The following is a 13466-nucleotide window of genomic DNA, read 5'->3' as shown; positions in this document are numbered from 1 at the left end:
CGTCACCCTCAATCATCGGTTTCGCCGGGATTGTAGAGCGCTTCCCGTCCCATCCGGTCGAGGCAGATTTCCGCGGTCCAGGGCAGCATCAAGGCGCCGCAGCGGCTGTCACGATAGAGGCGTTCCAGCGGCAGGCTCTTCAACATCGACTGACCGCCGCAGGTGCGGATCGCCAATTGGCTGATCTCGTTCGCGTTCTCCATCACCGTGTATTGCGCCGCATAGGCCCGCAGCATCTGGTCCTTGCTGGGATCGGCGCAGGCCTCGCTGATCGCCTGGAACCATATCGATTTGGTCTGTTCCAGCATCAGGCGCATCTGCGCCACCGCGATTTGTTTGGTTGGGAACATCCGCCGCTTCACCGGGGGCAGGCCCGGCCATTCGCCGCGCAGATACTTCACCGTGAAATCATACGCCGCCTGAGCGATCCCCATATAGGTCGGGGACAGCGTCATGAACATATGCGGCCAACGGGTCGCGGCCTGGTAATACACACCGCGCGGCATGAGCTGTTCATCGTCGGAAACGAATACGTCCTCGAAGATCAGCGTGCGCGAAACCGTGCCCCGCATACCGAGCGGATCCCAGTCCCCAACGACCTTCACGCCCTTCGCATCCGCCGGAACGGCGATATACATCGTGTCCTTGCGGGACGGCTTTTCGCCTTCCTTCACTTCACCGCACAACACCCCGTAATAGTCGGCCGAGCCGGACAGCGACGCGAAGATCTTCTTGCCGTTGATCAGCCAGCCGCCGTCTGTCCGCTTCGCCTGGGTCGAGAACGGGGCCGCACCGGCCGCCGCAGCGCCCCCTTCCGAGAAGGGTTGGGCATAGATCTTCCCATCCTGCACAATCCGGTCGTAATGCTTCACCCGACGCGCAAGGTGACGGTCGCGCGTTTCCGCATCCATCTCAAGATCGTCCGAAAGCGGTCCGCTCCACAGGCAGGAACAGACATGCATGTTCCAGGTCAGCGCGGTCGCCCCGCAATAGCGGCCGATCTCGGCGGCGGTCAGCATGTAGGCGCGATAGTCCGCGCCAAAGCCGCCATTTTCTTCCGGCACGCAGACACCGAGCAGGCCGGCTTTATGCATGTCGCGGTAATTCTGCATGGGGAAGACCGCGTCCCGGTCCCATTCCGCCGCACGCGGCGCGAATTTGGCCGCCCCGATATCGCGGGCCATGGACGTCAGTTTCGACTCCTTCTCCGTCAGGCGAAACGCCTTGGGATCGAACATCGGCGCATCGGCCGCGACTGGCGTGCTGTCCGGCATTTTCAGTCTTCTCCTGCAAGTGTATTCAAAAATCCGGCAACCGCGTCCGCGACGTCTTCGGGACGTTCCAGCGGGGCCAGATGCCCCACGCCGGGAAGTTCTATGAGTTGCGCGCCGGGAATAACTTCGGCCATCTTTCGCATGGTTTTCAGCGGCGCGTTGGTATCCTTCTCGCCCGCGATCAACAGCGTGGGTGCGGCAATCGCCCCTAATTCTTCCCGCCGGTTGAAGGTAACGAGGCATTTCAGCGCCGTGCGATAGGTCGCCTGCGGCAGGCTGGAAAGCCCCGCCCGCGCGCGCGGGCCGGCTTCGGGATTGGGGTCGTCGCCCAGCAATTGCGGCACGAATTCCTCGGCCAGTTCCGGCATCGTCTGGCCCGCATCCAATGGGGCCAACCGGGCTTCGAGAAAGGCCTTTTGAAAGGACCCGTCGCGGCTGCCGAAAAACGATGTGGTTCCCGACAGGATCAACGACCGAACCCGGTCCGGGTAACGCGCAGCGACTTCCTGGGCGATCATCCCGCCGATCGAATGACCGAACAGGTCACCCTTTTCGATCCCCTGCGCGTCCAATGTCTGAATGATGAGTTCCGCGAGGCGTTCAAATGTGAGGGGATCCTCCGCCGGCGCGTTTTCATAGCCCGGCATGTTCCAGGCCAAGGTCGGCACACGGCCCGCAAGGGCGTTTTCCAACAGCGCGAACATCGACCCGCCGGCCCCGATGCCATGCATAAGGATGACTGGCGATTGCTTAGCCATCACGCGGCATCCTCGACCAAACGGCCTTCTTCCACCACAGTCACCCCGTCCAACGCGATGGTACAGCCCCGCACCGGCAGATCGAAATGCCCCTTGGTGTAGCGCTTGGCGAATTCATTGGCGCCGGTAGAATACAGGAAGTTTCCAGCATAGCAGCGCAGTTCGGTCCCGTTGGTGTCTCGCTGGTCGTACATGGTCAGCGCCTCGTACCGCGCCGCTTCGTTCATGCCCCAGCCGACATGGGATGTGGAATAGGCAACCGGATCGTCCCAGGCCGCGAAGTATCGACGGATCAGTTCCGCGTCCGTGCCGGTCCCTTCGATGGCGGTGACGTAGTCGTTTTCAAGCGTCAGCGCGATGGGGCTTTCCAGATAGCGTTTAAAGGTCAGATTTACATCGCCCGCGTCGAGCACGAGCCGGCCGTTGACCGACCCGGCCGCGGGGAAGGAAACAACGACCCCGCCCGGCCAATGCGCCACCGTCTTGGGCCGGTCGCACCAACCCCAGACGCCTGCCGTAACAGCACCCGCCATGGCAACGGTCAAATCCGTCCCGGCCTTTGAGGTCACCGTCATTTCCTGCGCCGCCCGCGCTTGCTTCACTGCGGCCTTGACCCGGCCTTCCATAGCCGGTTCCGGCACCAAGCGTTCCAGCGCGTCCGGATGTTCGTTGGAAACCATCATCACCCGCGCGCCGCCCGACAGGATATGCGGCAGTTCAGGCGCATGCAGCAGCCCTTCCACAGTCAAGTCGACGACGAGGCCCGCGGCCTTCAAACTTTCCAGCGCGGCGGTCTGGCCGGTCAAGGCTACCGATGCACCCGTGGACCGCACCGGCACCGGCGCATCCTGCTTCGGGGTCGGCACCACCACGTGAAACACCGTCGCGCCGGTTCGCGCGAGGGCAAGTTCGGCAAGCTGGACGTTCAATGCACGGGACTGGGTTTCAGACAGGATGGCGACGGCTTCGCCGGGCTGGACCTTGCACAACTCGAAGACGCGATGAAACGCGTCGACCCACTTCGCCTCTATTCGGTCGGTCAGCATGCTTACAGCCCCCAGCGCCCGATTTTCCGGGTCTTGAATTGAATCTTCTATCGATACGGATGGATTCTAGTGTTCCATTTTTCCGCTAAAACGCCGCCCCTGTTCTCGGCAACGATCGAACTCTATCCATACTCTAAGCGAAACAAAATTTAAATGAAAAAGAATTATATGAAAAAGAATAATTTTATGGTTCAATGATTCCTGTCTCGCTTGCTAATCTAACAAGGGACATACCCAGCCATGGGGAATGAGAACATTTTGGACAGGGATGAATTCGATGCGGTCGCGTTGCGCTCCGCCCTGGGACAGTTCGCAACCGGCGTCACAATCGTGACGACACGGGACAGCGACGGTTCCCCGATCGGCCTGACCGCGAATTCATTCAACTCGGTCTCTCTCGACCCGCCCCTTATCCTGTGGAGCTTGGCGCGAAAATCCATCAACCTCGCCGCCTTCGAAGCCAGCGACCATTTCGCGATCAATGTGCTCGCCGCGGATCAGCGCGGGCTGTCGGATAGGTTCGCCCGTCCGGTCGAGGACCGGTTCGCCAGCGTCGATTGGCTGGAAGGCGCCGGGGGCGTTCCTGTTATCGAAGGGACCTTGGCCAGTTTCGAATGCGCCGCGCATCGTCAATTCGACGGCGGTGATCATGTGATCTTCCTCGGCCGGGTTTTGCGGTTCCGCGCAATGCCGGCGGAGCATGACAAGGACCCCTTGGTCTACTACGCTGGACAATATGCCAAAGCCAACCGCCAGACAGCAGCCTGACGACGCAGACACCACGGCCGATGACTGGCCGGCGGACAATGCCGCCATGCCGGGATCACCCGCCGCATCGGGACCCTTCGTCGACGACTATCTTCTCTATCTGATGGCGCGCGCTTCGGCGCTGACCAGCGCGGGATTCCATAATCAGGTCAGCGCGTTGGGCATACAGGTTTATGAATGGCGTATTATGGCGGTGCTCTACGGGACCGACGGCGTAACCGTTGGCGGCTTGGCCAGACGCTGCTTGATCAAGCAACCCTCCGTCACCAAGAATATCGACCGTATGGAAGAACGCGGTCTGGTTTCACGAAGCCCCTCGCCGGACGACCGGCGCCAGGTTATCATTTCACTGACTGAACGCGGGACCGAAATCGTCGCCGATCTGGTGCACCGCGCCCGGGCGCATGAGGCGGAAGTCCTGGCCGATTTTCCTGCAGAGGAGGCGGAAACCCTGAAGCGGGTTCTGCGCCGCTTGATCGAACGCCACAAGGAAGACAGCCCGACCGATTTCGCCGCCACCCTTGCCGCCGCCGAGTCGAACACGTTCAGCGATTGATCCCTTCCCGCCAGTCCTGCCGGGAAACCTTCTGCCGTTTACGCAATCAACATACGACGCCCCCTCAATCGAACCGGTTACAGCCCACTGAAATGGGCCCGGATATTGCGGCATGTGGATTCCGGCATTTCCATTTGGACGAAATGCCCGGCGTCTTCCGCAAATTCCACAACGGGGTCGACGAAATAGTCCGGAAGGCGATCCGTCCAGGCGCTGGGAATGATCGGGTCATGCCTGCCCCAGAAGAACCGGCTGGGCGTTTCGATCTTCGGCAGGGCCGGCGCGCCATCGCGTATCAGCGCCACCCGAGCGGGATGGCTCGCGGCATACCACGCGAATCCACCTTCCAGATTTCCAGGCTTCATGAAGTTGTCGACCCAATGATCGATCTGGCCATCGAAAGCGCCATTCGCGTGAGACCAATGGGCGATCATATTCTCGAAATAGATGCGGCATGTCTCGCGGTTGTGGCCGATCAACTCGGGCGCCCAGGCGAGCTGGTTGAAGGATTGGTACCAAATTTCCTGCACATGTCCGGCATCGACCCAGCGCCGCCCGATCCCTGGATAAGGAGCGTTAAAGAAAAACAGGCGCGTCAGCCGATCGGGATAACTGCGTGCGATCTGCTGGGCGACATAGGCTCCGACATCGTGCGAAACGACAGCAAAGCGGTCGATACCCAGCGCATCGGCCAACCCGATAATATCGGCGGCATGAATTTCCGCGGTCGGCGGCGTATTGCCCCCTTTCCCCGGCTTGGAACTGTCGCCGAACCCGCGCAGATCCGGCGCGACAATGTCGAAATCCTGCGACAACCCCGGAATCACCCGATGCCAGGTCCACCAGAATTCCGGCCAACCATGCAATAGAAATACGGGCGCCCCCTGCCCTTCACGAACAAAGTGGATTCGTGCATCGCCGACCGTCTGGAAATCGTGGTTCCAATCACCGTCAGGACCGGAGAAACCCGGTGCGTCGAAATTTCGTTTACTCATCGTGTCACCCATCCCCCAGTAAAAGGAAAAACCTGCCCGACAAAGAAGTCGCTTTCATCGCCGGCCAGAAACAAAGCCATGGCCGCCGACTCCCATCCATGCGCCAAACGTCCTATCGGCGCGCCTTTGATCCGTTCCTTGAAATCTTCGGTCCGTTGGTAGCTTTCAGGAAAATAAGTCTCGTTCTGCACGAAAGTCTGCGCCAAGGCATTGACCTGGATATTGAACGGCGCGACTTCGGTCCCGACATCTTGCACATAGGAAAGCTGCGCACCGCGCGCTGAGCCATAGGCGGAGTAGTTTGGCATTCCCTTCAGAGCAGAGGCGCTGCCCATCACCACAATCTTGCCGCGGCGGCGTTCCATCATCTGCGGCAGCACGGCACGGACCAACCGGTGCAAGGGATAGACCATCGCCTCGTACATGGAAATGAAGGTATCGTCATCGGTGTCGACCACCGATGTCCGGGGCTGAGCGGCCGCCAAGTTAACCACCAGCACATCGACCTGCCCCGCCTCGTCTATCAATTCCTGCGCCGCTTGAGGGGCCCGAAGATCGCGCGTGTCGGCAATAACCTCTGCACCTTCTTTCTCAAACATACTGACGAGTTCTTCACCCATGAACGCATCCACCTGGGTGATGACAGTCCTTTTTCCGTCCAATCGTTTCATGGCGCTCTCTTTCCTTCGCCCCTGCCTACCAACCGAAACCGGCGGCAAAGTATTTTTGACACCGCGTCAAAATATCGGTTTTTAGCATCCCGTCAAATATATTTTTGACATCGTGTTAAAATCATGTGACCCAAGGAATGAAGGTTCCGCCTTCTTTGCGGAGATCAGGGAATCCGGAGTGCGGCATGCGGCCCAGGCAATTCGAAGAAGATAAGGTCTTGAAAATCGCCTTCGATCAGTTTTGGCGGAAGGGCGTCCGCGGAACCTCGCTTTCCGACATCGCGCGTGAAGCACAGATGCAGCGGGGCAGCCTGTACAACGCCTTTGGCAGCAAGGAGGAACTGTTCCTTAGCGCGTATCGACACTATACCGACGAATACCTGGGCATGGTGGAGGAGGCGCTGTCACACGGGTCGCTGCGCGAACGCCTGACCCGGTTTTTCGACGTCACAATCAAAAATTTTCGCGCCGGCACGCCGCCACGGGGATGTCCCACAACACGCGGCCTGATGGAACTTGACTCGGTCGCGAGCGAGGCCGAGACAAACCCGCTTCGCGAGGCATTCTCCAACATGTTGTCGTGTCTGATGGCTTTGATTGAAGAAACGTTCCGCAATGCGCAGGAACAAGAGGAGTTCAACGGCGATTGCCATCTGGCCGCCGGCCATGTCCTGGCCGTGGCCCGCGGGTTGGTTGTCCTTGCAAGCGCCTTTGGCGATGAAGAACAGTTACGCGCCATCGCCGGACATACGGTCAATGCAATACAGGCGCCATAGGCCTAATGCCGTCAATCGGCTTTTACCCAGCGCGCCCATCGGCCGAAGTTCGTCGCCACTCCCCTTTCTGTAAACGAAATTACAGATCGCTATTCCAGTAGGGCGCAATGTCGTCTAATCTCCAGGGACGGTTGGGGGGGCCAAACCGTGGAAATACATGCCGATCTCCTATTCCATCCTGCATGATCCAGATGTCCTTCTCGTCTCCTACCAGGGGACCGTGACCAACCGCGACTTCCTCGGTGGATATAAGTCCGCCTATGCGGACCCCCGCTATATTCCTGGAATGCCGGAGATATCCGACATGCGGCGTATGCAGATCTATGACATCGATATGAATGCGATTCAGGAAATGATCACATGGCTGGCCGGGCGCGAGTGCCTTGAAGGCAAAATCATCCAAGTCGGCGTTCTGGTCAGTAACGAATTGCATGACGGCGTATCGCGATTGTACCGGGCGGTATCCGATGTATACGGCAAGGAAAAGCTAAAAAACTTTGCCGACCTGCGGTCTGCGCTCGACTGGTTGCCGATCGATGAAGCGGATTACCCAAAGGTGGATACACAGCTTTCGGCACTGGCCGGCGCGCCCGGGTAGCGCCCCTCTCAACACGGTCCCATTAACTGAAAACCGCGAACGCCTTCATCGCATGTTCGCCATCCGGGCCTTTCGCCCAAAGCACCAGCTCATCCGGCCCCTCGCCTTCCGCCGCCTCAATCCGAAAAGGTCGGTCGACGAAAAGCGGCGCCATGCCGCGATAGTCGAACCGGGCGAGCGCCGCCCCCGGTTTTAGGGACGCAGCGAAGTTTTGAAGCAATGTGGAAATCAATGGGCCGTGGACGACCAGGTCGCGGTACCCTTCCTCGGCCCGGGCGTAAGGTTGATCGTAATGTATGCGATGGCCATTGGATGTCAGCGCGGAATACCGGAACAGCAAGACAGGATCGGCCGTCACCTCTTCCGACCAGGCCGCCCCTTCCGGCGCCGCCGCCGGCGTGGGTTTCGGCCCTTGGCCGGTATCGGCCTCCCGGTACACGATATCCTGCTCCTCTTCGATGCACAGCGTGCCGCCGGATGAGATACGATGCCGGATCGTCACGAAAACGAGCCTGCCCGCCCGTCCCTCCTTCGCCTGGATGGACAGTATTTCGCTATGCCGCGCCACATCCGCTCCTATGGCCAAGGGCGCCAGGTATTGCAGGCGTCCACCCGCCCACATCCGCCGCGGCAAGCCGACATCGGGGATGAAACCACCACGCTTCGGGTGCCCGTCAGCGCCGAGTTCGCCGCGCGGCGCGAAGCGGTTGAAGAACAGCCAGTGCCATCCGGGCGGCAAGGGATCACCCGCCGAGGGCGGTTGGCCCAGGCCCAGGGTCGCCGCCATCGCGCAAGCCCGGTCCAATGCGATGCAATCGAAGCTCTCTTCGGTCCGCCCGACGGCTTCGGAGAAATCGGAACCGGGTGTCGGGTTTTGTGCATCTGCCATGGCGAGGAACTCACAAAGAATTGGGGAATCGGGATTCGGAAATTTCGAAGGTCAGAGTTTCTCGCCGGCGGCTTGGCGCTTCAACATCTGTTTGGCGATGATCAATTGTTGAATCTGGGTCGTGCCTTCATAGATCCGCATCAGCCGGACATCCCGATAGATCCGCTCCACAGGGTATTCGACCATATAGCCGGCCCCGCCGAAAATCTGCACTGCTCGATCCGCGATCCTGCCGCAGGCTTCCGTCGCGAACATTTTCGCGCAGGCCGCCTGTTGCGGGATGGCTTCGCCCCGGTCGAAACGGGCGGCCGCATCATTCGCCATACATTCCGAGGCATAAAGCTCCGCCTGACTATCGGCCAGCAGGGCCTGAACCAACTGAAAATTGGCGATCTCCTGACCGAATTGCTTGCGGTCGGCCGCGTAGGCCAGGGCCTCGTTGATCGCCCGCCGCGACTGGCCGATCGCCAAGGCCGACATATGAATGCGCCCCCGGTCCAGGACCTTCATCGCCGTCTTGAACCCTTGGTTCACCAGCGCGTCGCCTCCGATCATATTCGCTGCGGGGACCCGAACATCCGCCAAGGTAATGTCGCAGGTCCGCGTGCCCCGCTGCCCCATCTTCTTGTCGGGTTTGCCGATGGTAATGCCCGGTGTGTCCGTCGGAATGATGAAGGCGCTGATGCCCGCGGCCCCCTTACGATCCGGGTCGGTTCGTGCCATCAAACACAGGATCGTCGCGCTGTCCGAATTGGTGATATAGCGCTTGGCCCCGTTGATGACATAAGTATCGCCGTCCCGAACGGCGCGGGTGCGAAGACCGCCTGCGTCGGACCCCGCATCCGGCTCCGTCAAGGCGAAGGATGCCGTCGCCTCGCCCGTCGCCAATTTCGGCAACCACTCCGCCTTTTGCTCATCGGTACCGTCGATCACAATCCCCTGCGACCCGATGCCGACATTGGTGCCGAAGACCGAGCGGAAGGCGAGTGCGGCCTGCGCCACTTCCGCGATCACGGCCACTTCCTGCGAAAGAGACAGCCCGACACCACCGAATTCTTGGGGGATAGACAGACCGAACAGGCCGAGGTCCTTCATCTCTTGGACAATGGCGGCCGGCACGGTGTCTGTTTCTTCCACTTCCCGTTCGGCCGGGATCAGGCGTTCCATGGTAAACCGCCGAACGGCTTCCTGAATTTGCGCAAAGGTCTCCGTATCGACACCGCTGGTCACGATATTCCTCCTGTCGTGTCTTATCGTATTCGCTCACAACAGGGCGCCTGTTCGTGTGCGCCCCTCTGTAAAAACCGTTAGTCCGGCCGGTCGATCAGAATTCCGCCTTCGACCATCATCGCGAATTGATCGGCCAATTCCTCGATAGACTTGCCTTCGGGCCTGTACCAATCGAGCGCCGAGTTCAAACCACCCAGGATGAAGGTTCGCGCCAGCCTGAGGTCGACCCCGTCCCGGGTTTCCCCGGCGGCTTGTGACGATTGCAACAAGCCAAGCCAGAACTCCTCATAGGCTTCACGCCGCAAGACATGTTTGCGACGCACCTCCACCGGCACCTGCGCCAGCAAATGCCGGGACGCGGATGCAAAGGCGCTATAAGTCAAAAGAGCATGCAAATGGGCCTGGATCGCCGCCCGCACCCTGTCCGCGTAGGATGTGCTGGGCGGCAAGGTCGCAATCGTATTGACGACGGCGTTCGTGATGTTGTGGATGCCCTTGTCGATGACCGCTTCAATCAGCAATTCCTTCGACGGGTAATGGTAATAGAGGGAACCGGCCTGAAGATCGGCGGCGCGCGCGATGTCGCGCATGGTCGTTCCCGCATAGCCGCGTTCGGAGAATGTCTTGGCGGCGGCTTCCAGCACCCGTTCGCGCGAAGCATCCGCCTTCGACTGTTTGCGCAGGCCTGACCCGCCTTTCGGCGCGGCACGCAACCCGCTATCGTCATTCCTCACGGCGGTAGACATATTCAACCCTTCCGGCAGGGACCCTGCACAACCAATAGAATTGGTAAGGAATTTTCTAATCTTTGTTCAAATTAAGGTCAATGCGACGATCCGAGACAGGGTTTTGCACGGCCCCGAAGGCGCCTGTTCCCAGCGATGGAAAAACTAAGTTGATTGACGCAACATTAAATCAGGGTGGTCGATGACCGGCTTCCCCTTTCCCCAAACGGTTTTTACCATTACCACAAAAGGCAAAACCACGGGCGGAAGCACGAATCAAACATAGGTTAGATTTAGAAAATGTTCGATATACTCTCCGGCCTCCGGATCGTCGAAGCGGCCTCGTTCATCGCGGCACCAAGCTGCGCGTTGCATGCGGCACAACTCGGCGCGGAGGTGATCCGCATCGACCAGATCGGCGGCGGCCCTGACTTCAAGCGCTGGCCTTTATCCCGATCCGGCGACAGCTTTTATTGGGAAGGGTTGAACAAGGGTAAGAAGTCGATCGCCGTCGACCTCAGCAGCGCCGAAGGCCGCGAATTGGCCGCCGCCCTGATCACCGCGCCGGGGGAAGACGCCGGCCTGTTCGTGACGAATTTTCCGGCCACCGGCTTCCTCTCCCACGATCGGCTTGCGGAACGGCGACCCGACCTGATCACCGCCCGGATCATGGGATGGGCGGACGGCCAGACCGCGCTGGACTACACGGTCAATGCCGCGGTCGGGTTTCCGCTGATGACCGGCCCCTCCGCGTTGGGGGATGAACCGGTGAACCACGTTCTACCCGCCTGGGACATCGCGGCGGGCCTGTATGCCGCCTTCGCGCTCGTCGCGGCGGAACGGAAAAGGTTGAAGACAGGCCAAGGGGGAGAGATACGGGTGCCGCTCGCTGATGTGGCGATGGCTTTCGCCGGGCATCTCGGCATGATCGGCGAGGTTACGGAAAGCGGAACGGACCGTCCGCGCCACGGCAACGACCTGTTCGGGTCCTGGGGCCGGAACTTCGCCACCGGGGACGGAAAGCAAATCATGCTGGTGGCGATCACGCGCCCGCAATGGGCGGACCTGATCAAGACGCTTGGGGTCGAGCAGGAAATCGCCGCTCTGGAAACCTCCCTGGGCCTGTCGCTGGCCAAGGATGACGGCCTGCGATTCAAGCATCGAGATGCGATCAACGCCATCGTCGCGCCGGCCGTAGCGCATCGAAGCCTCGCGGAATGGCGGCAGGTTTTCGACGGCACCCGCGTTTGCTGGAGCCCGTATTTGAAAGTCAGCGAAGCGATGACGGAAAAAGGCATGTTCGGCGACAGTCCGCTGTTCTCATCCGTCGCGCATCAATCCGGCTATACCTATCCGACACCGGGCGCGGCGGTGGATTTCGTCGACAGCATCCGCCAATCGCCGGTCAGGGCGCCGCGCCTGGGCGAAAATACGGAGGAGGTCCTGGCTGATCTTCTCGGCTTGCCGACACAAGAAATCGCAAAACTTCACGATCAGGGCGTCGTCGCCGGGGACAGTGGAAATGACTGACATATTGGAAACGGCGCAGGAGAGCGTGGCGAAAGCGCAGGCCTATCTGACCCGCGCCAAGGCGGCCGTCGGCGACCTTGCCATGCGCGACGGCAAATTGGACGGCGTCATGGCGGACCGGCATCAACGCGCGCTGCACGCCTATTCCTGGACCGCGACCACGGTCGGCGCGCTGACCGCGACGCTGGGCTGGGCGCAGCGTCTTCAGGCGGCCGGCACGTTTGGCGACATCGAAAGCCTGACCCTGCGGTTGGGCTTCGCGGAATATCTGCAGCAATTGAGCGGCGGCATTCCGATGAGCCAGAACGAAATCGCCCGTCCCGCCGATATGGGGGTTGCGGAAGACAGCGCCTTTGCTCCGCTTGCCGCTCGCTTGCTGGGCGAGGATGGCGGCTTGGCTCTGCGTCACGATCTGGCGGCCCTCATCTATCAGGGGCGGGAGCCGGATAGCTCCACCGGTGAGGAAGAGCTGGAGATGATCCGCGATCAGATGCGGCGCTTCACCGACGACCGGATCACGCCCCATGCCCATCAATGGCATTTGGAAAACCGCCTGATCCCGGACGAGGTCGTGACCGAACTCGCGGAATTGGGCGTTTTCGGCATCTGCATAGCGCCCGACTATGACGGGCTGGGCATGGGCAAACTGGCCATGTGCATCGTGACGGAGGAATTGAGCCGCGGATGGATCGCCGCGGGGTCCCTCGGCACCCGGTCCGAGATCGCGGGCGAATTGATCTCACTGGCTGGAACGGACGAACAGAAGCAGGCTTGGTTGCCGAAAATCGCGACCGGCAGCGTTCTGCCCACCGCCGTCTTCACCGAACCCGATACCGGGTCCGACCTCGGCTCGCTGAAAACCCGGGCGGTGAAACAGGCCGACGGGTCCTGGCGGGTCAACGGCGCGAAGACCTGGATCACTCATGCCGCGCGCTCGGACCTGATGACGCTGTTGGTCCGGACCGACCCATCGAAGCCCGGCTATTCCGGTCTTTCCATGTTTCTGGCGCCAAAGCCACGCGGCACGGAGGGCGAGCCCTTCCCCGCTCCCGGCATGTCGGGCAGCGAGATCAAGGTGCTCGGCTATCGCGGCATGCACGAATACGATATCGGGTTCGAAGACTTCGCGGTGCCGGAAGACGGGCTGCTGGGCGCGCAGGAAGGCCAGGGCTTCAAGCAGTTGATGCAGACCTTCGAAGGCGCGCGCATTCAAACCGCCGCCCGCGCGGTCGGCGTCGCCCGCAACGCGTTCGAACTGGGCCGGACATATGCGCTGGACCGCAAGCAGTTCGGCCGCGCGATCGGCGAATTCCCGCGCGTCGCGGACAAGCTGAGCATGATGCTCGCCGAAATCACCATGGCGCGGGAGCTGACCTATATGGCGGCGCGCGAAAAGGACCAGGGCCGTCGCTGCGACATCGATGCGGGCATGGCCAAGTTGTTGGCCGCCAGGGTCGCCTGGGCGAATGCGGATAACGCAGTCCAGATTCATGGCGGCATCGGCTATGCACTGGAAACGCCGATCAGCCGCGTGTTGTGCGATGCGCGTATCCTCAACATCTTCGAAGGCGCCGGCGAAATTCAGGCCCATGTGGTCGCCAGGGGTATGTTGCAGTCGCAGAATTAGGCCGCGCGGAAAGACAAATCGAG

General features: G+C 60.7%; 14 protein-coding genes. 6 read left to right on the top strand and 8 right to left on the bottom strand.

Annotated features, from left to right (window positions below):
* Positions 1–8 precede the first annotated feature (8 nt).
* The 3 genes from EOI86_RS22550 to EOI86_RS22540 are packed head-to-tail and all read right to left on the bottom strand — an operon-like array spanning position 9 to position 3078.
* Positions 9–1274 (bottom strand): acyl-CoA dehydrogenase family protein, encoded by a 1266-nt coding sequence (locus tag EOI86_RS22550; RefSeq protein ID WP_205032294.1) that lies wholly within the window; start codon positions 1272–1274, stop codon positions 9–11.
* Between the two features lie 2 nt (positions 1275–1276).
* Positions 1277–2032 carry an alpha/beta fold hydrolase gene (locus EOI86_RS22545; RefSeq protein ID WP_127767944.1) on the bottom strand — a complete coding sequence of 252 codons (756 nt, stop codon included), beginning with the start codon at positions 2030–2032 and terminating at the stop codon, positions 1277–1279.
* On the bottom strand, positions 2032–3078 hold the full coding sequence (locus tag EOI86_RS22540) for a 2,5-dihydroxypyridine 5,6-dioxygenase NicX family protein (protein WP_127767943.1): 1047 nt from the start codon (positions 3076–3078) through the stop codon (positions 2032–2034). The genes EOI86_RS22545 and EOI86_RS22540 overlap by 1 nt, the downstream gene beginning before the upstream one ends.
* A 240-nt stretch (positions 3079–3318) precedes the next feature.
* On the opposite strand from EOI86_RS22540, the gene EOI86_RS22535 reads away from it, so the two are divergent.
* Together EOI86_RS22535 and EOI86_RS22530 are read left to right on the top strand one after the other, a co-directional pair.
* Complete coding sequence (locus EOI86_RS22535) at positions 3319–3846, top strand: flavin reductase family protein (protein ID WP_127767942.1); 528 nt, start codon at positions 3319–3321, stop codon at positions 3844–3846.
* Positions 3815–4402: a MarR family winged helix-turn-helix transcriptional regulator gene (locus EOI86_RS22530; RefSeq protein ID WP_205032293.1), complete on the top strand. Its 588-nt coding sequence runs from the start codon at positions 3815–3817 to the stop codon at positions 4400–4402. The genes EOI86_RS22535 and EOI86_RS22530 overlap by 32 nt, the downstream gene beginning before the upstream one ends.
* A gap of 77 nt (positions 4403–4479) precedes the next feature.
* Here the strand turns inward: EOI86_RS22530 and EOI86_RS22525 are convergent, their stop codons facing one another.
* Both EOI86_RS22525 and EOI86_RS22520 read right to left on the bottom strand, forming a co-directional pair.
* Complete coding sequence (locus EOI86_RS22525) at positions 4480–5397, bottom strand: alpha/beta fold hydrolase (RefSeq protein ID WP_127767941.1); 918 nt, start codon at positions 5395–5397, stop codon at positions 4480–4482.
* Positions 5394–6068 (bottom strand): SDR family NAD(P)-dependent oxidoreductase, encoded by a 675-nt coding sequence (locus tag EOI86_RS22520; protein WP_127767940.1) that lies wholly within the window; start codon positions 6066–6068, stop codon positions 5394–5396. Before EOI86_RS22520 ends, EOI86_RS22525 begins: the two co-directional genes overlap by 4 nt.
* A 185-nt stretch (positions 6069–6253) precedes the next feature.
* Between EOI86_RS22520 and EOI86_RS22515 the strand changes: the two genes are divergently transcribed.
* Both EOI86_RS22515 and EOI86_RS22510 read left to right on the top strand, forming a co-directional pair.
* A complete protein-coding gene (locus EOI86_RS22515) occupies positions 6254–6844 on the top strand; it encodes a TetR/AcrR family transcriptional regulator (RefSeq protein ID WP_127767939.1) in 591 nt (196 codons plus the stop codon).
* A gap of 157 nt (positions 6845–7001) precedes the next feature.
* Positions 7002–7442 (top strand): hypothetical protein, encoded by a 441-nt coding sequence (locus EOI86_RS22510; protein WP_127767938.1) that lies wholly within the window; start codon positions 7002–7004, stop codon positions 7440–7442.
* Between the two features lie 22 nt (positions 7443–7464).
* Here EOI86_RS22510 and EOI86_RS22505 read toward each other — a convergent pair whose 3' ends face one another.
* The 3 genes from EOI86_RS22505 to EOI86_RS22495 form a co-directional block, all read right to left on the bottom strand.
* Positions 7465–8331, bottom strand: a complete 867-nt coding sequence (locus EOI86_RS22505; protein ID WP_127767937.1) for an HTD2 family dehydratase — start codon at positions 8329–8331, stop codon at positions 7465–7467.
* Positions 8332–8382: 51 nt separating this feature from the next.
* Positions 8383–9561, bottom strand: coding sequence for an acyl-CoA dehydrogenase family protein (locus EOI86_RS22500; protein WP_275668606.1), 1179 nt, complete (start codon positions 9559–9561; stop codon positions 8383–8385).
* Between the two features lie 77 nt (positions 9562–9638).
* Positions 9639–10307, bottom strand: coding sequence for a TetR/AcrR family transcriptional regulator (locus tag EOI86_RS22495; protein WP_127767935.1), 669 nt, complete (start codon positions 10305–10307; stop codon positions 9639–9641).
* Positions 10308–10586: 279 nt separating this feature from the next.
* Here EOI86_RS22495 and EOI86_RS22490 point away from each other — a divergent pair, with 279 nt between their 5' ends.
* Entirely contained in the window at positions 10587–11816 is a 1230-nt protein-coding gene (locus tag EOI86_RS22490) for a CoA transferase (protein ID WP_127767934.1), read from the top strand.
* Positions 11809–13443 (top strand): acyl-CoA dehydrogenase family protein, encoded by a 1635-nt coding sequence (locus EOI86_RS22485; RefSeq protein ID WP_127767933.1) that lies wholly within the window; start codon positions 11809–11811, stop codon positions 13441–13443. The genes EOI86_RS22490 and EOI86_RS22485 overlap by 8 nt, the downstream gene beginning before the upstream one ends.
* The last annotated feature ends 23 nt before the right edge of the window (positions 13444–13466 follow it).

Origin of the sequence: Hwanghaeella grinnelliae (assembly GCF_004005845.1) — a bacterium.
Taxonomy (GTDB): domain Bacteria; phylum Pseudomonadota; class Alphaproteobacteria; order UBA8366; family Aestuariispiraceae; genus Hwanghaeella; species Hwanghaeella grinnelliae.
The sequence above is the reverse complement of the archived record's forward strand: the minus strand, read 5'-3'. Positions and strand labels throughout refer to the sequence as shown.